Here is a 20,556-nt window from a genome sequence, read left to right as displayed (position 1 = left end):
CAAGCGCAGCTTGTGACGGCACAACGCATCCGGCGTACCGCTGCGGCGGCCGAGCGACCAGGCTCGATGGAATGGATGCACTCCCCCTCCGCACGCTGCCCGCCCGTCTGACCCGCCGCGGCGTGGAGGTGGCGCCCGGCGTCGCCCTGACGGCCGGGATCGCGCTGGTCGCCACCGGCGTCGGCCGGATGGTCCCCGCGCTCGGCAGCGCGCTCCCTGCCCTCGTCATCGGTGTACTCGTCGCCATGATCCGGCGGCCCCGCGGCCGCGTCGTGCCGGGCGTCGCCTACTCGGGGAGGTTCCTGCTCCAGCTCGCGGTGGTGCTGCTCGGCGTGCAGCTGTCGCTGTCGAGCATCCTGGTCGTCGGGCTCGGGTCGCTGCCGGTGATGCTGTCGTCGCTCGCAGTGTGCCTGCTCGCCGCGTGGCTGCTCGGCCGCGCACTGCGCATCCCCGCGCGCGAGCGCACCCTCATCGGCGTCGGGACCGGGATCTGCGGCGCATCCGCGATCGCGGCCGTCTCGCCGATCATCGGCGCGACGAGCGCGGAGATCGCCTACGCCGTCTCCACGATCTTCCTGTTCAATGCGATCGCCGTGCTGGTCTTCCCGTTCCTCGGCCACGCGCTCGGGATGGATCCGCACACGTTCGGCCTGTTCGCGGGCACCGCGGTCAACGACACCAGCTCGGTGGTCGCCGCGGCGAGCCTGTTCGCGACGTCGGCGCTCGGGTTCGCGGTGGTGGTGAAGCTCGTCCGGACGCTCATGATCATCCCGATCAGCGTGACGCTCGCGATCGTCGAGCACCGGCATCGGTCCGCGGGCGGACCGCTGACCGCGCGTCGGATCGCGGGCCTGGTCCCGTGGTTCCTGGTCGGGTTCCTGGTGGTGGCCGTCGGGAACACCTTCGTGCCCATCCCGGCCGCGGCGCACGACGGGCTGGTGACGGCGAGCGTGTTCCTGGTGTCGGTCGCGCTTGCGGGCATCGGGCTCTCCACCGACATCGCGGCGATCCGCCGCGCGGGGTGGCGGCCGCTGCTGCTCGGCGCGACGCTGTCCACGCTGGTGGCGGTCACCAGCCTGGTCGTAATCGCGGTCAGCGGCGCGTGAGCTCGGTAGCGCGGGCGATGCGCGCCACCGCCTCGACCACGGTCTCGGGTGCGCACGCCAGGTTCATGCGCGCGAAGCCGAGCCCCTGTGTCCCGAAGGCGGGACCGTTCGCCAGAGCGACCTTCGCCGCGCCGACCAGCTCCGCGGCCGGGTCGTCGCCCCAGCCGAGCGCGGACAGGTCGAGCCACGCCAGGTAGCTCGCGCCCGCCGGTCGCAGCCGGGCGTCCGGCAGGCGCGCGTCGAGTTCGCGCCGCAGGATGGCGAAGTTCTGTTCGACGGCGGCGACCACGTCGTCCAGCCAGTCGAGCCCGGCAGCGAATCCCTCGCGGGCGGCGAGCATCCCGAACAGTCCGGTGCGGAAGGTGACCTCCTCCGGGAGGGACCGGATCAGCTCGGTCATCCGCTCACCCTCCGCGACGAACATCGCGGACTTGAGCCCGGCCAGGTTGAACGCCTTCGAGCCGGACTCGGCGGCGATCCCGTGCTCCCTGGCGGCGTCGGACACGCTCAGGTACGGCGTGAACGTGCGTCCGCGGTGGGTGAGCGGCGCGTGGATCTCGTCGCTGACGACGAACCCGCCGTGCCGCTCGACGATCTCCGAGAGCGCCTCGAGCGCCTCCCGGGAGTGCACGAGCCCCAGCGGGTTGTGCGGGTTGCAGAGCAGGACGCCGCGCGCGCCCGCCGCCATCGCCGCCTCGATGCCGTCGAGGTCGAGGGCGTACTGCTCGCCGTCGTCGAGCAGCGGCACCTCGACGACCGTCGCGCCCGCCTCCGGGATGAGGTCGAAGAACGGCGGGTACACCGGCGGCGTGATGATGACGCCGTCCCCCGGCGAGGTCAGCCGGCGCAGGGACTCGACGATGACGACGCTGACATCCGTCGTGATGCCCATCCGCTCGGGCGACGGCGACCAGCCCCAGCGTGCCTCCGCGAAAGCGGCGAACGCGCTGCGCAGCCCGATGTCGTTGCCGTCGACGTAGCCGGTGTCGCCGTCATCGACCGCCTGGTGCAGGGCGGAGCGGATCGCGGGCGCGAGCGGGAAGTCCATCTCGGCCACGAACATGGGCAGGACGTCCTCGGGGTACGTGCGCCACTTCTCGCTCGTCCGGCGCCGAAGCACCGCCATCTCGTCCGCACGCACCGCCATGTGGGTCCCCTCCGATCGTGTCCCTCGATTCTGCCAGGGGCCACTGTCACTGCTCGTTGGCGAGCAGCGCCCAGGCGACAAGCCACGCCAGCGCAGCGACCCCGAGCACCGAGAGCGACAGGGGCGGCGGCGCACCGGGCACGAGGACGGCGAGAATCCATCCCGCCACGAACGCGGCGACCGCCAGTGCCGCGACGAGGACCGCGGCACGGACCTTCCGCACGTTCTTCTGGGGAACGATCCCCGCGAGCCACCGCGCAATCGGCCGGCGGAAGGCGACGAGCAGGATGGCAGCGACGAGCGGGCACGCGATGGCGGCCACGATCATGAAAGGGCCGCCGAAGGCGAGCGTGTCGTTCATCGGGACCGTCTGAGGTCCGTCTGCGAGCAGGTTTGCGTCGCCAGCAGGGCTTCACCCGGAGAGAGTGTCATTCGCCCCCTTGCTTCACTCGCGCGCGCTGTCTCATCACCGAGAGGAGTGTTCCGCAACCAGCCCAGCGCTCCCGGCGTCGGGTTTCCCGTCGGCCACACCTCCAGCCATCCCCGCGCCATTTCGATCGCGATCTGTCCGGGATCCCCCGCTCTGCGCTTCCACCCGCCGTCCACGTATTCGATCGCCTCGATCTTGCCCTCGAGCAAGAGCAGAGTGCCCTCGAAGAGGAACTCTTCGGCGAATGTTCTCTTCATCATTTCGATCCCTTCGGCAGGTGGATCTTGTTGCTGTCCGTCCTGATGTCGATGGTGTCGTTACTGGAGTGATCGCGGATACCAACGCGCCGATACGACCGTCGAGAAGCGTCTGCCCGGCGAGTTTCAGGAGTACGCCGGCGGTCTTCGCTCCTTTGAGCCGGAATCTCGGGCGCAGGACACTGCAGGCATCGAAGGGCTGGGGCGACTTCCCGTGCAGCTTCGACTTAGCGGTGATCTCGAACGAACGTGAAGCTCGGGCTGTCGTCCGGGTCGCCAAGCGGAACATATAGGGCCAAGGAGTCACCAGATCCGGTGGTGTACAGCAGTTGGCTCGAGGCGGAGCTTTTCGTGAGGCCACCAACCGTGACCTGCGTCAGGTCCAATTCGACGTGGTTTCCCCGAAGCTTCCACATCCCCTCGAAGCTGTATCTGCGCTGTGGATCGAGTTCGTTGGGGCCGGCAAAAAGCACGTAGGGTGGCAATCCGCTCCCGGAGGCGTGCCCGTCGGCTTCAAGCCTCATCTGTGCGCCCTGCGCATCTGTACCCTGGTGGATCCAGTCACCGGGAACGTCTGCCGATCTCAGGCCGGGGGTACACCCAGCGAGACAAAGAACCGCGAGGATGCCAAGCGCGATGCCGAAACGCTTTGCGCCGCGGCTGACGCGTTGCTCTACCATTTGATCGTCTCCGCGAACGTCCATGTCTCGTAGATTTCCGAAAGCGGTCCCCTCGGCCGTTGAGTGATTCGAGCCGCTGCCCATGATGGATCCAAATCGTCGCGAAGGCCCTCGATGAGAAACTCGTCGGCGAACATTCGCTTTATCACTTCGATCCTTTCGGCAGAGGGATTCGATCGCTTAGCGTCTTTCGTCATCCTCGCCGCTCCGGAAGCGCTGGCCCCTGACGAGGTCGACGAATCGGGCCATTGCGGGCCATGCCCGGTCCGCGATGCGTTCATCGGCGAAGCGGCCGAGGCTTACTTCCGTCTGCGTCCCGTCGGCGAAGACGATTCGCGCTCGAAGCAGCCCTGGCTCGTCTGTCGCGATGCGGCGGCCTCCCACCTGCCACTCTTCACTCGCGAGGCGCCGCCACTTGGCCATCTCGCGATCCCACAGCGGCTCGGCGTTCGCTTTCAATTCACGGGTCAGCACTTCGATCGTCTCGCCTTTCTCCCGGTACCACCGGTCGATGAATTCCATCGAGGCTGCATAACCCGTCACTTCATCGAATTCGCCTCGCACGGCGAACGCTGGCGCGGACTTCTCGGCGATGGGCAGGAATCTCGACCTCGCGAGCTCGCGAGTGTCGGCCTCGTAGGCTTCGCCCCCGTATGTGACGTCCATCCGATCGCTGTCGGGATGCTTTCCAATGGACGTCGGCCCATCTACGGCGTCCCACAGCGCATCCAACCAGTCTCCCCAGACGGCGGGATCGCCGGTCCCCCAGTTCGGAGACACCTGCGTGTCGGACCAGAGTTGCGCTGGATCGTCGCCGGCATGGGCGACGAAGCGGTCCAGAAACGTCAGCAATGCCTCGCGCAGGTCATTCTCCGACGCGGTAAGGAAGGCTTTCTTCCTCTGCTCTGAGAGGCCGGAGGACATCATGGCCTGCGCCTAGCATCCAAGCGCACATCAACCGCGGAGGTGGTGAATGCGAGTAGCCCGAAGCCTCCCTCGATCCGCCAACTGTCACTTTCACCGTCCCAGGTGACGGAATAGAAGGAGTCCCAATCCATGGTGCCGTCAGGGTCGCGACTAGGTACCTGACCCCCGCTTGACCACTCACATGAGCGGAGCCCAACGAAGATCAGCTGCCCATGACGAAAATCGTAGGCTTCATCGGCACGAGCCCCTTCAAACGCTGGATGTTCACTACCGAGCGCGAAATCGACGGCAAACACCAATCGGTCTGGATGCAGGGCGAAGTCGAGTACATAACTCTCCTCAAGGAGAAGGTGTGCCAGTGAGGGATGCTCCCAGCCCTGCTTCACGGGCGGAACTCTTCGGCGAACGTTCTCTTGATCACTTCGATCCTTTCGGCAGGTGGATCGTGCCGTCGTTGCCGCCCATCGTGGATGACCGAACGTACGGACCTTCCGGACGTTCTTCTGGGGGACGATCCGCGCAAGCTAGTGCGCGATAGACCGGCCGAAGGCGACGATCACAATGGCGCCCTTCGAGTCGCGGGCGGCTCCGTGCCGCCGCCGAACACCGGCTCAACCGTGTCGTCCTCGTCCATGATCTCCGCGTCCTCCTCTGACTCCTTGCTGCCGCGCGACGCTCAGTGCCAGCTCTTGCGCACCGAGGTCGGGGTGCAGGTGTAGACCGCGTTGCCGACCTCGTGGACTCCGGTGCCGAGCCGGGCGCACGTCTGTGCCACCTCGATCAGGGGCGGGATGAGCAGGGCGAGGATGGCGGCGCAGAAAAGGATGCCGACGGAGGCGATGATGATGCCCGCGAGCGCGAAGCCGTTCTTCTGACCGGCGCGCCGGGACTGCACCATCGCGATGATCGACAGGACGAGGCCCGCGATGTCGAGCGGGAAGACGAACGACAGCACGAAGCCGACGATGCCGAGCACGCGGCCCGGGCGGCTCGGCGGAGCCGCGTACACCTGTGGTGGGTACGGAGTCTGCGCGTAGGGGGCGTACTGCGGCGGAGGCGTCGGCCCGACGGGCGGGACGCTCGGCGAGGGAGGCTGACTGGTCATCGCACGCCAGCATAGGGGGACGCCCGCCTGATGACTGGGAGCGGCGAGCCGGACGGTCCCGCGTACCGGTCACGCCCGCGGACGGCTGAACAGGTTGACCACGTTCCCGTCGGGGTCGCGGAGCAGCGCGGAGCGGTTGCCCCACGGCATCGTCGAGGGCGGCAGGACGATCTCCGACGGGTCGGCGGCGAGGCGCGCGAACTCGGCGTCCACGTCCTCCACCTCGAACTCCACGATGACCGAGCGGTTGGCGGCCGGGATCACCGCGTCGCCCAGCATCGCCACGGTGGCGGGGCTCGCGATCGCGAGCGTTGCGCCGAGGCCGTCGAACTGCGCGAAGACCGGGGCAGGGCGGGTGGCGGTCTGGCCGGTGACGCGCTCGTAGAAGGCGACGAGCCGGTCGACGTCGTCGGTGATGATGCGGATGGATGCGAAAGACATGCGGACCTCCTGGTCGGGGTGCGGGATGGATGCGTCCAGCTTCGTCCCCGTCCGCGACAGCGTTGTGTCGGTGTTTCCCGAATCGGTCGCCGGTCGTCAGCTCACGTCGTCGACGACCGAGCGGAGCGTCCCGAAGGGGATGTCCAGGTCCTCCCGGCGGAGCGACCGGGGCGCGGGGCGCTCGTCGGTCAGCTCGGCGGAGAGCATCCGGTCGCCGCGGAAAGCCCGCACCCCGTCCCGCAGCCGGCACCAGGCGATGAGGTACCAGCTGCCGTCCTTGCCGATGGTGCCGAGCGGCTCGACCTCGCGCTCGCTGACCGTGCCCGAGCCGTCGCGGTAGACCAGCCGGACGACCCGATCGGCGTGCAGCGCGGCGGCGAACGCGGGCGGCACCGGGTCCTCGGTCTCGGGCTCGAGCAGGTGGACGCGCGCGGCCAGCGCGGTCGCGCGGCGCGCATCCTCGTCGGGCATCACCGCCAGGAGCTTCCGCAGCGCGGTGCCCGCGGACTGGCGGAACGGTCCCCGTCGGAGGGTGCCGAGCCCGATCAGCACGGCCAGTGCCTCGTCGGGGGTGAACCCCATCGGCCCGAGCGTCGCCGCCGCGTCGATCGCGTAGCCGCCGGTGCGGCCGGTCTCCGCCCAGATCGGGACGCCGGCGGCCTGCAGCGCCGACAGGTCCCGCTCGACGGTCCGCACCGAAACCTCGAATCGCTCGGCCAGCCAGCGCGCGCTGCGCGGGCGCGGCGAGACGGCCCGCAGCTCCTCCACGAGCGCGTAGAGGCGGTCGGTCCGGTTCACCCCACCATCCTCCCCCGGACCGCGGACCCTGGACATCGAGGGGCACGTTGTTGTCGCTTTTCGAGGCGAAAAGTGACAACAACGTGCCCTTCGGAGCGGGGGCGAGGGCCGGGGCGGCGGGGGCGGCAGGGCGGGGGCTGTCGGGGGGGCTTACGCCGAGCGGAGCCAGGCGAACCCGTACGGCCCGAGGGTGCGGCCGTCCCAGCGCTCGGCGAGGTGGACGTCGTGCCCGGCCAGCGCCTCCACCTGCACGAGATGCGCGGACAGATTGTGCAGCGTCAGCAGCCCGTCGCGCTTCAGCGCCAGCACCTCGCGGCCGCCCGCGTCGAGCGCCGTCCAGCCGTCGGCGTCGGCGCCCGCCTCCCTGCGCACCCGGGCGATGGAGCGGGTGAGCGTCAGCAGCGAGTCCGGGTCGGTCTCCTGCGCCGCAACGTTGACCGAGGGGAAGCCGAACGGCCCGTCCACCTGCGCGCCGAGCGTGAGCGGCGACTCCGGCGCGGTCGTGAAACCACCCCAGGCGGTGTCGTCCCACTGCATCGTCGTGCGGGCCGCTCCCCTGCCCTCGACGCTCATGTCGTCGCCGACGCCGATCTCCTGGCCGGCCATCAGCAGCGGGACGCCGGGCAGCGCGTGCAGCAGGCTCATCGTCATGCGCACCCGGTCCCACGGCTGCAGCATCGGCGCCCAGTTGCGACGCAGGCCGCGGCCGTAGATGAGCATCGACGGGTCGGGCGCGAACTGCGCGAACGCCTCCTTCCGTTCCTCGTCCGAGAGCTGCTCCAGGTCGAGCTCGTCGGCGTTGTGCACGAAGTTCAGCCGGGCCTCGGGAGGGATGGTCGCATCCAGCCGGCGCAGCGCGTCGAGCAGCGGAGCGGAGTCCTCCCTCGCCAGGGACAGGATCAGCGCGTTGTTCAGGCTGAAGTCGATCACCGCGTCGAAGCGGTCGCGCTCCACGAGGGACGCCATCAGTTCGGGCGACTCGTCCGCCTCCGCGATCAGCAGCACGTCCTCGCGCACCTCCCGCAGCCGCGCCCGCAGCGCGTCGAAGAACGAGCCGTCGTCCACGTCGGTGTCCGGCCTGCCCTTGCCCTGCACGATCAGGAGGGCGGCGTCGATGCGGAAGCCGTCGACGCCGACGCCGATCCAGAAGCTCAGCACCTCCACGATCTCCTCGAAGACGTCGGGGTCGGTCGCATTCAGGTCCGGCTGGAACGCGTAGAACTGGTGGTGGTAGTACCGCCCGGCGCGCTCGTCGTAGGTCCAGACGGTGTCCTCCTCGCCGGGGAACATCGGATGGTCGCCCCTCTCGACCGAGTCGTCCTCGCTCCACACGAAGAACCGGGCCGCCGCCGAGTCCGGGTCCTCGCACGCCGCGCGGAACCAGGCGTGCCGGTCGGAGGTGTGGTGCAGCACGGCGTCGATCGCCACGCGCATCCCGAGCTCGTGCGCCCGGGTGAGCAGGGCGCGCAGCCCGTCCAGGTCGCCGAAGCGCTCGTCGACCGCCAGATGGTCGTCCACGTCGTAGCCGTTGTCGCGCCGGGCGCTCGGGAAGAACGGCAGCAGCCAGATCCAGGTGACGCCGAGCGACGCCACATAGTCGAGGTGCGCGATCGCGCCGGCGAAGTCGCCGAAGCCGTCGCCGTCGCCGTCCGCGAAACGCGAGAGGTCGAGCCCGTAGACGAGCTCGCCCGCTCCGCCCGCCCATCCGGTCTCGCGGGTCTTCGGGTTCTGCTGAGTATCGGTCACCCCTTCACTAGTACGCCTCTCCGCCCGGAACGCGGAGGATCGGGGTCATTCGGAGCGCGGAAGGCTGCGCGAGGAGTCATCCCGCAGCACGCCGACGGGCGTAACGATCGCGCGTTCCAGCCGGCGCACGACCTCCAAATAGTCGGCCGTCCAGACGATCCGCACCGCGGTCGCGGAGGCCGTTCCCTTCTCGCCGTCGAGGTCGTCGAGCACCGCGTCGGCCAGCCGCTCGGGGGCGGCGGGATCCGCTGCGGCCGGCTCGGGGAGCGGGTCGCCGGCGACCAGGCGTGCCGCCAGCCCGCGGTACCAGTCGTCGAGCCGGCGGAGGGACGCGTCGAGCGACTGCCTGGCGGCGGTGTCGTCTCCCCGCACGGCCCCGCGTTCCCGCCAGAGTTCCAGGATGGCGTCGCTCGCCAGCCGCATCCCGGCGACGCCGGTGACCGACGCCGACACCTCGGCGAGCGGGCGACGCTTGGTCCCGCGCTCGGCGAGGTAGGTGCGGAACGCGTCGTCAAGCCGGCGGGAGGCGGCGGCCGCGCGCAACGACGGCGCCCGCGCATCCACCGCCGGCCGGCCGTCCTGATCCAGCGGCCCAAGCCCGTGGTCGACGACGGCGCGGAGATACTCGACGCCGTCGACGTAGGCGACGGCGAGCGCCTTCCGCAGCGACGCCGCGGCCCCGCGCGGCCAGAACAGCAGGCCGACGACCAGGCTCACCGCCCCGCCGAGCAGGATGTCCTCGATCCGGATCAGCCCGACCGTCCATCCCGTCGGCGCGATGATGTTGAACAGCAGCACCAGCACGACGGTGAAGGCGGCCTGTCCTGCGGCGAACGAGACCGCCGCCGGGGCGACACCGGCGATGAGGATGGCGATCGGCAGCACGATCCACAGCACGATCGGGTTGTCGCCGATCACGAACAGCGCGGCGGCGCCGAGGATGACACCCGCCACCGTGCCGAGCACGCCCCTGACCACGGTCTGCCCGGTGCTGAGCGCGTTCGACCGCAGCACGGAGAGGGTGCCGAGCACCACCCAGAACGAGTGCTCGACCCCGGTGAGCTTGGCGAGCAGCACGGCGGCGCTCAGGCCGATCGCGCCGCGGATGCTGTTGCGCAGCCAGACCGAGTTCCAGCCGACGTACCCGGCCGCGCGCTCGGCGGCGGCGGCGACCGGTCCGGCGAGGTCGCCGGGCTGGCGCCCGAGCAGCCGCTGCCACCAGGTGCGGCGCTCCGCGTGGGCGGTGAGGGCGATGTTGGCGGCGACGGTCGCCACCGCGTAGCCGAGCTCCTGCGCGCGGAAGCCCGGGTCGAGCGCGCGGACGAAGTCCTCCGCCTCCCGCTCTCCCGCGAGCGCGGAACCGGACGGCCCGGCAGCATCCCCGCCGGTCCGCCCGGCGACCGGCTCGCGCAACGTCGCCTCCTCGACCGCCTCCCGCGCTTGGGCGAGACGCCGCATCGCTTCCTGCAGCGGCCCGGGGTCGCCGCCGTGCTGGGCGAGGAGCATCGCGCCCTCGTCCAGCACGTCCGCTGCCGCGCGCTTCACCGTCCACGCGGCCTCGTGGATGCGCCCGGGCGCCGACGTCGCGCCGGGCCCGAACCGGTCGAACTGGTGGATGACGGCGTTCAGCCAGTTCAGCTCGTCCACCAGGCGCACCACGGTCCTCGCCGGCGTGCTCAGCCCCGTCGGCCGGTACGGGGTCGTGAGGAACGCGGAGTGCAGGGCGGCGACGGCCGCGTCCCCCTCGATCACGGTGCGGTCGCGCGCCTCCAGGAGCGCGGGGTCGGCGCCGCCGAGCAGGTAGGCGGTCTCCGCCCGCAGCCGCTGGCCGAGCGCGCGGCACGCCTGCGCCGCCGGAGCGCGGAGCGGCTCGCGCGCCGGCGACGGCCACAGCACAGTGATCGCCACGATGCCGACGACCGACGCGAGCCCCCAGCCGAGCAGCCGCGGCCCGAGCGCCGCGATCGGCGCCGGCAGCATGACCGGAAGGATGAACGCCAGCAGCAGCGCGGTCCCCGCCGAGGCGAGCACCGAGCTCACCGATCCGGCGAACAGGATGACGAAGGCGACGACCGCCATCCCCACCGCCGACAGCCAGACCGGCTCCGCGGTCAGCGTCCCGAGACAGATGAGCACGGCTCCGGAGACGGCGAGCGCGGCCTGCGCCTGGACGCGCTCGCGCAGCGGACCGCCGAAGTCGACGAACATCAGCATGGCGAACGAGCCGAATGCGCCGAACAGCGCGACGTCCGGGCTCCCGATCACCCTGCTGCCGAGCAGGAACAGCGCGGGGACGGCGATGGCCGCCCGTCCGGCCCTCCGCAGCGCCGAGTAGCCAGGATCGTGCCGGCTCAGCCAGGTCGCGACGCGCACGCCTCCTCCATCGCATCCGCGCGGAGCCCGGACGATCGGGCGCCGTCGACGCACACGTTAGTCGCGAGTCGACGTCGCGGTCACGGTCCCCTCGCCATCGCTCCCGGAGTTCTTCACGCTTGCCTTCGGCGCGTCGCGGGAAGAACTCCGGAAGCGATGGAGGCGGAGGGTGCTTCACGCTTCGGGCGGGTACTCCAGATGCCCGTCCACGACGTGGGCGGCCGGGGTGAGCACGGCCGCCCGCACCGACGTCTCCGACAGGATGTCGAAGACGTCCACGCCGTCCACCAGCAGCGCATCAGTGACGAGGCGACGGTGGCAGCGCCACGGAACCGCCTCGCTGCACATGATGGCGGGGCGGCACTCCTCCGCCAGCGCTTCCAGCTCGGCCAGGCCCTCGGCGAACGGCTCGGTCGCCATGTAGTCCGCGTAGTCCTGGAACGCCTTGACTCGCCAGAAACCGTTCGGGCTCGCGACACCGGCTGGCGTGTGCCTGCGCCCGCCGAGATTCGGCAGCCAGCGGTAGGAGATGTCCGCGGGCAGCTCCGTCTCGATCGCCTCCCGGTTCCACTGCGGCAGCCGCCGCGACGAGGGGAACGAGCGGATGTCGACCAGGCAATCGACCGCGTTGTCGCGCAACAGCGCGAGCACCTCCTCGAAGCTGCGCGTGGAGTGCCCCACCGTGAACACGACGCTCATCCCACGCACCGTACGCCACCGCCGCGCGCACGCGCGCAGTCGCCGAGCACAGGGAGAATGTCGCGAAATCGGCCGCGGAAGAGCGCTTTTCCTGTGCTCGGCGGCCTGCGCGAGGCGGAATCAGACCAGGGCGCGGCGGACCTCGGGACGCACGTCGGGGCGCACGGGGATGACCACCGGGTGGCTGCCCGCCATCCGCTCGAGCACCCGGACCACCTGGCACGAGTAGCCGTACTCGTTGTCGTACCAGACGTAGAGCACGAGGTTCACGCCGTCCGCGATGGTGGCCAGCCCGTCAACGATCCCCGCACGGTGCGAGCCGACGAAGTCGGTGGAGACCACCTCGGGCGACTCGACGTAGTCGATCTGCTGCCGCAGCTTCGAGTGCAGCGACGTGCGCCGCAGGTAGTCGTTGACCTCGTCCTTGGTGGTCGGGCGGTCGAGGGTCAGGTTCAGGATCGCCAGCGACACGTCCGGGGTGGGCACGCGGATGCTAGACCCCGTCAGCCTGCCCTCGAGCTGCGGCAGCGCCTTCGCGACCGCCTTCGCCGCTCCCGTCTCGGTGATGACCATGTTGAGCACGGCGGAGCGGCCACGCCGGTCGCCCTTGTGGAAGTTGTCGATGAGGTTCTGGTCGTTGGTGAACGAGTGCACCGTCTCCACGTGGCCGCGTGCGACGCCGTACGCGTCGTCGATCACCTTGAGCACCGGCGTGATGGCGTTGGTGGTGCAGGAGGCGGCGGAGAGGATGCGGTCGCCGGCGGTGATCGTGTCGTCGTTGATCCCGTGCACGATGTTCTTCAACGGGGTCTTGCCCGGCGCGGTGAGCAGCACGCGGGCGGCGCCGCGGCTCTGCAGGTGCGCGGCCAATCCCTGCTCGTCGCGCCAGCGTCCCGTGTTGTCGACGACGATCGCGTCGCGGATGCCGTAGGCGGTGTAGTCCACCTCGGCCGGGTCGTCGGAGTAGATGACCTGGATGCGCGTCCCGTTCGCGATGAGGACGTCGTTCTCCGCGTCCACGGTCACCGAGCCGGGGAACGGCCCATGTACCGAGTCGCGGGAGAGCAGGCTGGCGCGCTTGAGCAGGTCGTTGTCGGAGCCGCGGCGCACGACGATCGCGCGCAGCCGCAGCCCGTGGCCGTTGCCGGCGTGGCTGATCAGGATGCGCGCGAGCAGCCGGCCGATGCGGCCGAAGCCGTAGAGGACCACGTCGGTCGCGCCCGCGCCCGCGGCCTCCGCCGGGACCTTGGCGATCTCCGACGTCAGGTGCGGGATCACGTCGCCGTCGGAGGGCAGGGACATGGCCAGGCGTGCCACATCGATGGAGGCGGGCGCCGGCGCGATGGCGAGCAGCCCCTCCAGCACCTGCCTGGTGCGCTCGAGCGTCAGCTCGTCGTGACCCAGCTCGCGCGCACGGTCGTGCACCGAGATGACGCCGGTGGCGGAAAGGTTGATCAGGCGATGGCCGTGGATGGACGTGACGACGCCGTGGTCGCGGTACAGCCGGCCGATCAGAGGGATCAGTTGTTCCGCCGCCTCCTCGCGTGCCACCCAGGCGGCTCGGTACGACTCGACGGCGGAGGGGACCCCTCCAGTGGAACTCGCCATGTGCTTTCTCTGGTCCCTCTCCGGGCTGCGTTGTCCGACCGATCCATCCTAAATGACCCGAGCGCACGCCGATCTCCCCTAGGGTCGGGGGCATGACTGCGCGGGTTGCCAATGTCACGTTCCATGCCGAGGATCCGGCCGCGCTCGCGCGCTTCTGGTGCGCGGCGATGGGGTACCCGGAGTGGACCTCCTGGGATCCGGAGGACGTCGCCGCGCTGCGCGAGGCCGGCCTGACCGACGACGACCTCGCCGAGCGTGCGGAGGCCTGGGACGGCGATCCGGCTCACCAGCGCTTCTACTTCACCCGCTACCGCCACGAGAAGCGGCAACGCAACCGGATGCACATCGACATCACGCCGTTCGAGGACCGCCGCGCCACCCGCGAGGAGCTGGAGGCCGAGCGCGACCGGCTGGTCGCGCTCGGCGCCACCGAGGAGAAGACGCTCTCCGGCTCGTGGGGACCGTTCGAGGAGTTCGCGATCATGATGCGCGACCCGGAGGGCAACGAGTTCTGCCTGCAGTGAGGCGGTCGGGGGGTCAGTCGCGGGCGCGGGCCGCGAGCGCCCGGATGAACCGGGCCACCTCGTCCGGCTTCTCCTCCGCCATGAAGTGGCCCGCGTCGATCGGCTCGTAGCTCAGGTCGTCGGACCACGCGCCCCAGATCGCCGTCGGGTCGAAGCCGAGCTGCGATCCCCAGTCCTGCGAGAGGACGCCGACCGGCATCGCGAGCTTCCGCCCTTCCTCGCGGTCGGCGCGGTCCTGCTCCAGGTCGATTCCGGCGCTCGCGCGGTAGTCGGCGACGATCGACGGCACGGCGGCGACGGAGCTGTCCAGGTAGTGCCTGCGCACCTCGGGCGTGAAGGTCGTGCCGTCGATGTCCCAGGCGTCCAGGAAGGACGCGAAGAAGTCCTCCGCGACGGCGGCGATCATCCGCTCGGGGAGCCCGGCGGGCTGGGCCATGAGGTACAGGTGCCAGGCGACCTTCGCATCCACGCCGTGCAGCACCGCCCAGGTGTCGAGCGTCGGGAGCACGTCGAGGATGCCGAGGTAGCGCACGGTCTCCGGGTGGTCGAGGGCCGCGCGCACGCCGACGAGGGCGCCGCGGTCGTGACCGATCAGGCCGAAGCGGTCGTGGCCGAGGGCGGCGGCGACGCGGACGACGTCCTCGCCCATCGTGCGCTTGGAGTAGGTGTCGGTGGTCTCCTCCGCCGGCTTCCCGCTCGCGCCGTAGCCGCGCAGGTCGGGGAGGATGACGGTGTGCTCGCCGGCGAGGCGCACGGCGACCTCCCGCCACATGTAGTGCGTCTGCGGGAAGCCGTGCAGCAGCACGACCGCTGGCCCCGAGCCTCCGACCGCGACGTTCAGCTCGACGCCGCCCGCGCCGGGAAGGCGCTCGGTGCGGAAACCGTCGATGGCGGGGGTGTTGGTCATGGTGGTCATGCGGTGGTGCTTCCTTCGTTGTCGGGTCGGGCGGGTCTGTCGGCGGGCGGGTCGGCGACGGTGGCCGTCGCGCGGTTGGAGAAGATGCCGGCGGGCAGCGGGCGCGGCTCGGCGGTGGCGGTCGCGCGCAGGGCGGGGATCAGGACTGTGTCGATCAGCGCCGCGAGGTAGTCGTCGCCGGTGTCGAGTCCGCACAGCCGCCGCATCAGCAGCACCGACCCGGCGACCTCCTCGTACGGGAACGGATCGACGCCGTCCGGCAGCTCGCCACGCCGGACCGCGGCCTCGACGACCGACGCGGGGAGGCGTCCGCCGGTCGGGCCCATCGATTGCTCGATGGCGTCGCCGAGCGCCCGGTCCTCGAAGCCGGCCTGCAGCAGGGCGAGGGCGGAGTACCCGTCCGTGGCGCTCATCGTCACGAGCAGGCGGCGCGTGAGAGCGAGCAGGTCGCCGCGCAGGCTGCCGGTGTCGACGACGTCCGCGCCCTCCCGGCTGGCCGGACCTGCTCGGAGCGCCGCGACGACGAGCTCGCGTTTGGACGTCCAGCGCCGGTAGAGCGTCGGCTTGGATGCACGCGCCCGCCGGGCGACCTCCTCGAAGGTGATTCCCTCGTAGCCGCGCTCGACGAGCACCTCGTAGGCGACCGAGAGGATCTCGGCCTCGCGTGCCGCGTCACGCGGACGACCACTGCTCCTATTTAAATACGACACGTCCCGTATCGTATCACGACTCCCCCCGCCATCCGTTCCGGAGTTCTTCACGCGACACGCCGCGTGCGAGCGTGAAGAGCTCCGGAAGCGATGGCGAGGGTCAGCCGACGAGCTCGCTCGGCTCGACCACCACATCCACCAGGGCGCCGTTGCGCCAGAGCGTCAGCTCCATCCGCCGCCCGATCGCCGCCTCCACCATCAGCCGCTGCAGGCCGGTCGTGTCGGTCACCGGCGACCGGTCGAGCGAGACGACGATGTCGCCGGGACGCGCACCCGCCTCCGCCGCGGGGCTTCCTGGCACGACGGAGACCACCTGGATGCCCCTCGCCGAGCCGACCTTCGCGGCCGCCTCCGCGTTCAGCCGCACGGTGGCACCGGCGACACCCAGCCAGGCGCGGCGGACGCGCCCGGTCGCCCGGAGCGCGTCGATGATGGCGAGCGTGCTCGGGTTGATCGGGACGGCGAGGCCGAGCCCGATGCCGGCCACCGCCGTGTTCACGCCGACCATCCGGCCCGCGCTGTCCGCGAGCACGCCACCGCTGTTGCCGGGGTTCAGCGCCGCATCCGTCTGGATCACCTCGTCGATCACGCGCCCGGACGGCGTCGGGAGCGAGCGCCCGAGCGCCGACACGATCCCGGCCGTGACGCTCCCCGCGAGCCCGAGCGGATTCCCGAGCGCGACGACGAGCTGGCCCACCTTCAGGCCGCTCGCGTCGCCGAGCACGACGGGCCGCGGCGTCCCGCCCTGCGCCTGCAGCACGGCGAGGTCGGAGAGCGGGTCGGCACCGACGACGCGCGCGCCCACGGCACTGCCGTCGGCGAAGGCCAGCTCGACGCCGATCGCGTCGGCGACCACGTGCGCGCTGGTCAGCAGGTGCCCGTCCGCCGAGATGACCGCGGCGCTCCCCGCGCCCCGTCCGGCCCGCGTGCGAACGTCGACGGACGCCACCGACGGGAGCACCGTCTCGGCGACCCGGACCACGGCCGCCGAGTATGCATCGAGAGCATTGGAGTCGTCCACACGCCCAGTGTCACCCCGCCGGCCGCCGCAGCGGCACGCGTTCGCCGCGGGCGGACGGGGTGATGGGTCAGGACTGCCGCGCGCGTCGTCCCCTGCGAAGCCAGAGCCCGGCGGCGAGCAGGCCGGCCGCGAGAAGGAGGGCCGGCGCGATGTCGCTTCCGGTGTCGGAGAGTCCGCCGCTGCCTCCTCCGGCTCCGGCGCCCCCGCCGCCTCCACCACCGCCCGTGCTGGTGGTGGCCCAGACTCCCTGCGCGTCGTTGTCCGTCTCGGAGACGTCCGTGTCGGTGTCGATGGTCGGGACGACCAGCGGGCCGAACTGCTCGATGATGGCATCACTGTAACCGTCACCATCGAGGTCGGTGTCGGCTCCCGGGGCGATGTACGCCACATTCTTCATGGACGAGGTGCCGGGCGGAGGGGAGGTCACGCGGACGGTCACGGTCAAGGCAGGGCCGTCGTCCCCTGGCGGGATCTCTTCTGCCGACGTCGCGATGGCAGTCCGGCCGTCGACGGAGTACCCGGCACCGGACATCGAGACCAACTCGACCCCGGCCGGGACCAGCTGCCGGATGCTCCACCCTGCCGGCGCCGCGCGCGGTCCGTCGTTGTGCGGCGTGAGCGTCCACGTCACCGTCCCGCCGGCTCCGATGGCGCCGGCTGCAACGAGCGACTCGGTGAGCGAGAGATCGATGCAGTTCATCGGGTACAGCACCGGCGCGACGGACAGCTCGTGGACTTCCGCTCCCCCGCCGGCGTAGTACGCGTCGCCGTCCAGGAAGCCCGTCGCCTTGCACCGCGCGCCCCAGTCATTGGGATCGTCATAGTCACGGGCGTCCACCGCGACCGGGCCGTCCGCCACGGCGACCAGCGGTTCCGCGCGCGTGGCATCGGCGACGACCTCCGGAGCCGTGTCGTCGCCGTCGACCGCGTTCGCGTACGTCCGGATCGCGGCGGATGCGGCGGGGAAGGTGTTGCCGGTGACGAGCACGGGATCGCGCAGGGTCCGGCGGGACGAGTCCGGCGACGCGCCGTCGGCCGTCCCGACCTGGAGCCAGGTCCCCGCTCCCGAGAAGACGTTGTCGACGATCCGGACGCCTGACGACGAGTACGAGCCGGCCAGTGAACCGTCCTGCCACAGCGGCGCGACCGTGATGGCGGCGAAGCCGTCGGCTCCGGCCTGATCGATCGTGTTGCCGGTGATGGCCAGATCGTGCGCCGGCCCCGCGGTCACGACGGTTCGCTGCCCGCTGATCGTGTTCCCCGCGAAACTGACGGCCGTCGTGCCCTGAAGCACGAAGAGGCCGTCGTCGTTGTCCCTCATGGTGTTCCCGTGCACGGCGATGTCATGGCTGATGCCGTCCGCTGGCGTGGTCACGACGAAGAGCCCGACCGCGGAATTGCCCGTGAACGTCACGCCGCTGACGTCGACGTTCGCGGCACTCCGCCCGTACAGCCCGTACTCGACGAGGCCCGCCACCGTCGCGTCGGTGATGGTGGACCCGTCGGTGCCGGAGTAGAAGAACCCGTATGAGCCGGCGTCGATCGAGGAGTCATCGACGTCCACGTGTTGGGAGCCATAGGCCCGCAGGATCGACGACCCGGTGTTGGAGGTCGGGCCTTCGTGCCCGTGGACGACGATGTCGTGCGCTGTCACGCCAACCGACTGATGGATCACGAGCGCCGCGCCCGTGATGTCCGCATCCACCGCCTCGATCGTCGCGTTGCGAGCGCCGAGGAGGTACACACCGTGCGACGCGTTCGGCGCTCCGATCACCGTGACGTCGGTGATCGAGATGTCGGTGCGATCGGAGGCGGGATCGAAGCTGGACTGCGACCCGATCGCATAGAGGTACCCGGTCGCCTTCTCGTCCTCGACCGTGACCCGGCCCGCGTTGACGAGGTTGATCTCGGTCCCGCCCACGGCGCCGCCCGCGTCGAGCACGGCGCCCGTCACCCTCGCGCCCTGCGTCGAACCGAGGGTGATGCCGCCGAACGCGGTGATGGTCGGGTCGGTGATCGTCGGCCCCGCACCGGTGTTCGCGACGTTCGTCGTGATGCCGTACATCATCCCCGCGATGGTGGGTGTCGTGATCGTCGCGCCCGTGGAGAGCAGCGTCAGGATTCCCGTGGACTGAGCGGTATCGGCACCGGTCACTCGGGCGCCGACGACGCGCGGGTTTCCGGTGGCGCCGAGCGCGATCCCCTCCCGCGAGCTGCCGTCGATGACGGCGTTCGTGATCGTGGGGCCCGCGTTGGCGTTGGTGGTGGCCGTCCCGATGCCGCGTGCGAACCCGTGCACGACCGCGCTGTCGATCACGGCTCCGCTCGACTGGGCGAGGTCGATCCCGGTGCCGGCCGACGCTGGCCCGGTCACCTCGAGCCCGGACACGCTCGGGGAGACCGCGCTGCCGAGGGAGACGCCGGATGTGGAAGCGGTGATCGCGCCGCCGGTGATCGTGATCCCTCCGGCCGTCGACGCAGCCGTCGCGGTGACCCCCGTCGCGACGCCGGTCACGGCCGCGTCCATGATCGTGGCCGAACCGGTGGTCAGATTGACGCCGTACGACGACGCCTCCCCGCCGCCGTCCATGTCGAGCCCCTCGATCCGTACGCCGGAGATGCCGGCTGCGAGCTGGATGCCGGTTGGACGCAGCACCGGCGTCGGGTTGCGGATCGTGATCCCGGCGAGCAGCGCGCCCGAGGAGGTGACGGTCACGACGGCGCCGGTATTGGCGGCCGCGATGGTCACAGTGTCGCCGAGGGTCAGCCCACCACCGGAGACGGTGAACCGCGCGTACAGAATGGAGGCGGCGCTCGATGCGAGCGTGACGGCACGAGGAACCGTGAGGGACCCGGTGAAGGCGTAGTCGTTCGGATCGAACGAGACCGCGCCTCCCTCCGGAGCCGTGTTCAGCGCCGCCTGCAGCGTGATGAGGGCGGCGTCCGCCGGACGCTCCGCAGGGGTGCCCACCCAGGCGATCCGTGCGGTGTTCGCGTTCGGGACGATCGCCGGCGACGCCGGCGGCGGCATCTCGACGATCGAGTCGTCCGGCACCGGCGCGGGCTCATCGAGCCCGTCGGGCACGCTCGGGTCTGCGGGCGGCTGCGGGTCACCCGTGTCGACCGTCCCGGGCGGCGATGCCGCCGACGCGGCCTTGCTCTCCACCGTGAGCGACGCCAGCGCGAGCGCCCCGACCGCCGCGGCGACCACGAGCGAGCGCCCGAGGCCCGCCTGTGAACGAACTCTCCCCATTGACCGCACTGCGACCCCCGTCGTCTCGTCGCGCATCGTCGACCGAACCGGCCCCCATCATGGAACGATCCTGAGGGTTCTCTCAAGACCCGTCTTCACCCGACCAGCCCGGTCAGCCCCTTCTGCAGCTGCAGCGCCCCGATCACCAGGAGCAGGGCCGCGTTGAGCACGTGCGTGTTCCCTGCCACCCAGCCGCGGGTGCGCAGCAGGAAGGGCTCGGCCGCCTTCCCGCGCACCACGACCACCAGCACAGGCGCCACGATCGACAGCGAGGCGATCAGCGCGAAGACCGTGAGCACGACGACCGCAGCCTCCGTCGTGACCGCGGCCTGCCGGGCCTCGAGCGCGGCGATGATGGCGCACGAGACATCCACCGGATTGAGCACGAACAGTCCCAGTCCCAGCAGGAACGTCCGTCCCGGGCGGAACGAGGCGACCTGCTGCAGCCAGCCCGGGAGCTGTGGTGCGGCCGCTGCGACCTCGCGGGGGCTGCTCGCCATAGCCATCAGCGCGATGCGCGCCTTCCCGCGGCGGTACACGATGACGGCGCCGAGGACGAGGACCGCCCCGATGACGAGCTGCACGATCGGCACCCAGAGCGGCGGGTGCCGCGCGGATCGGAGTTGCAGGGCGCCGAACAGGGCGAAGAACGCGGCGAGCGCGATCACGATGCCGGCCAGCCAGGCGAGCGCGAAGGCGATGCCGTTCGCCCGGGAGCGGTCCGAAACGAGCACCGCGATGAGCGCCATCAGCGCGAGCGGACTGAGGAGGATGCCGAACAGCGGCGGGATGAGGTCGACGATCAGCCCGCCCAC

Annotated in this window: 20 protein-coding genes; 3 read left to right on the top strand and 17 right to left on the bottom strand. The window is 70.9% G+C overall.

The annotated features are described in order from the left end of the window. The first annotated feature begins 71 nt into the window (after nt 1–71). Nucleotides 72–1,106 (top strand): putative sulfate exporter family transporter, encoded by a 1,035-nt coding sequence (locus AAME72_RS08820; protein WP_348789867.1) that lies wholly within the window; start codon nt 72–74, stop codon nt 1,104–1,106. Here AAME72_RS08820 and AAME72_RS08815 read toward each other — a convergent pair. The 5 genes from AAME72_RS08815 to AAME72_RS08795 all read right to left on the bottom strand — a co-directional run bounded on the left by AAME72_RS08815 (nt 1,093) and on the right by AAME72_RS08795 (nt 4,547). Beyond that, entirely contained in the window at nt 1,093–2,253 is a 1,161-nt protein-coding gene (locus tag AAME72_RS08815; RefSeq protein WP_348789866.1) for an aminotransferase class I/II-fold pyridoxal phosphate-dependent enzyme, read from the bottom strand. The two genes, AAME72_RS08820 and AAME72_RS08815, sit on opposite strands and share 14 nt — an antisense overlap. A 46-nt stretch (nt 2,254–2,299) precedes the next feature. Continuing rightward, nucleotides 2,300–2,614, bottom strand: a complete 315-nt coding sequence (locus AAME72_RS08810; RefSeq protein WP_348789865.1) for a hypothetical protein — start codon at nt 2,612–2,614, stop codon at nt 2,300–2,302. Then, the gene (locus AAME72_RS08805; protein ID WP_348789864.1) at nt 2,611–2,943 is read right to left on the bottom strand and encodes a hypothetical protein; all 333 of its coding nucleotides are present in this window, start codon (nt 2,941–2,943) and stop codon (nt 2,611–2,613) included. Before AAME72_RS08805 ends, AAME72_RS08810 begins: the two co-directional genes overlap by 4 nt. Nucleotides 2,944–3,167: 224 nt before the next feature. Next, on the bottom strand, nt 3,168–3,644 hold the full coding sequence (locus AAME72_RS08800; protein ID WP_348789863.1) for a hypothetical protein: 477 nt from the start codon (nt 3,642–3,644) through the stop codon (nt 3,168–3,170). Between the two features lie 156 nt (nt 3,645–3,800). After that, on the bottom strand, nt 3,801–4,547 hold the full coding sequence (locus AAME72_RS08795) for a hypothetical protein (RefSeq protein WP_348789862.1): 747 nt from the start codon (nt 4,545–4,547) through the stop codon (nt 3,801–3,803). A 212-nt stretch (nt 4,548–4,759) separates the two neighbouring features. On the opposite strand from AAME72_RS08795, the gene AAME72_RS08790 reads away from it, so the two are divergent. Beyond that, nucleotides 4,760–4,909, top strand: coding sequence for a hypothetical protein (locus tag AAME72_RS08790; RefSeq protein ID WP_348789861.1), 150 nt, complete (start codon nt 4,760–4,762; stop codon nt 4,907–4,909). 314 nt (nt 4,910–5,223) lie between these two features. Here AAME72_RS08790 and AAME72_RS08785 read toward each other — a convergent pair whose 3' ends face one another. From AAME72_RS08785 to AAME72_RS08755, 7 genes are all read right to left on the bottom strand, one after another. Beyond that, nucleotides 5,224–5,652 carry a DUF4190 domain-containing protein gene (locus AAME72_RS08785; protein ID WP_348789860.1) on the bottom strand — a complete coding sequence of 143 codons (429 nt, stop codon included), beginning with the start codon at nt 5,650–5,652 and terminating at the stop codon, nt 5,224–5,226. 69 nt (nt 5,653–5,721) lie between these two features. Continuing rightward, on the bottom strand, nt 5,722–6,093 hold the full coding sequence (locus AAME72_RS08780; protein ID WP_348789859.1) for a VOC family protein: 372 nt from the start codon (nt 6,091–6,093) through the stop codon (nt 5,722–5,724). Nucleotides 6,094–6,189: 96 nt separating this feature from the next. Beyond that, the gene (locus AAME72_RS08775; RefSeq protein WP_348789858.1) at nt 6,190–6,891 is read right to left on the bottom strand and encodes a YafY family protein; all 702 of its coding nucleotides are present in this window, start codon (nt 6,889–6,891) and stop codon (nt 6,190–6,192) included. Between the two features lie 150 nt (nt 6,892–7,041). Next, nucleotides 7,042–8,637 carry an alpha-amylase family glycosyl hydrolase gene (locus tag AAME72_RS08770; RefSeq protein WP_348789857.1) on the bottom strand — a complete coding sequence of 532 codons (1,596 nt, stop codon included), beginning with the start codon at nt 8,635–8,637 and terminating at the stop codon, nt 7,042–7,044. 45 nt (nt 8,638–8,682) lie between these two features. Next, nucleotides 8,683–11,010 carry an FUSC family protein gene (locus AAME72_RS08765; protein ID WP_348789856.1) on the bottom strand — a complete coding sequence of 776 codons (2,328 nt, stop codon included), beginning with the start codon at nt 11,008–11,010 and terminating at the stop codon, nt 8,683–8,685. A gap of 174 nt (nt 11,011–11,184) precedes the next feature. Next, nucleotides 11,185–11,709 (bottom strand): DUF488 domain-containing protein, encoded by a 525-nt coding sequence (locus AAME72_RS08760; protein ID WP_348789855.1) that lies wholly within the window; start codon nt 11,707–11,709, stop codon nt 11,185–11,187. Between the two features lie 120 nt (nt 11,710–11,829). Continuing rightward, the gene (locus AAME72_RS08755; RefSeq protein ID WP_348789854.1) at nt 11,830–13,317 is read right to left on the bottom strand and encodes a glyceraldehyde-3-phosphate dehydrogenase; all 1,488 of its coding nucleotides are present in this window, start codon (nt 13,315–13,317) and stop codon (nt 11,830–11,832) included. Nucleotides 13,318–13,409: 92 nt separating this feature from the next. On the opposite strand from AAME72_RS08755, the gene AAME72_RS08750 reads away from it, so the two are divergent. After that, nucleotides 13,410–13,841 carry a VOC family protein gene (locus AAME72_RS08750; protein WP_348789853.1) on the top strand — a complete coding sequence of 144 codons (432 nt, stop codon included), beginning with the start codon at nt 13,410–13,412 and terminating at the stop codon, nt 13,839–13,841. Between the two features lie 13 nt (nt 13,842–13,854). On the opposite strand, the gene AAME72_RS08745 is transcribed toward AAME72_RS08750, so the two are convergent. From AAME72_RS08745 to AAME72_RS08725, 5 genes are all read right to left on the bottom strand, one after another. Further along, nucleotides 13,855–14,748 (bottom strand): alpha/beta hydrolase, encoded by an 894-nt coding sequence (locus AAME72_RS08745; RefSeq protein WP_348790106.1) that lies wholly within the window; start codon nt 14,746–14,748, stop codon nt 13,855–13,857. A 5-nt stretch (nt 14,749–14,753) separates the two neighbouring features. Then, on the bottom strand, nt 14,754–15,467 hold the full coding sequence (locus tag AAME72_RS08740) for a TetR/AcrR family transcriptional regulator (RefSeq protein WP_348789852.1): 714 nt from the start codon (nt 15,465–15,467) through the stop codon (nt 14,754–14,756). 100 nt (nt 15,468–15,567) lie between these two features. Beyond that, nucleotides 15,568–16,488 carry a trypsin-like peptidase domain-containing protein gene (locus tag AAME72_RS08735; RefSeq protein ID WP_348789851.1) on the bottom strand — a complete coding sequence of 307 codons (921 nt, stop codon included), beginning with the start codon at nt 16,486–16,488 and terminating at the stop codon, nt 15,568–15,570. A 67-nt stretch (nt 16,489–16,555) separates the two neighbouring features. Continuing rightward, the gene (locus tag AAME72_RS08730) at nt 16,556–19,741 is read right to left on the bottom strand and encodes a right-handed parallel beta-helix repeat-containing protein (RefSeq protein WP_348789850.1); all 3,186 of its coding nucleotides are present in this window, start codon (nt 19,739–19,741) and stop codon (nt 16,556–16,558) included. Between the two features lie 95 nt (nt 19,742–19,836). Continuing rightward, entirely contained in the window at nt 19,837–20,556 is a 720-nt protein-coding gene (locus AAME72_RS08725; protein WP_348789849.1) for a GAP family protein, read from the bottom strand.

This window comes from Leifsonia sp. NPDC080035 (assembly GCF_040050925.1).
Taxonomy (GTDB): domain Bacteria; phylum Actinomycetota; class Actinomycetes; order Actinomycetales; family Microbacteriaceae; genus Leifsonia.
This window is presented reverse-complemented; position numbering and strand designations above follow the sequence as displayed.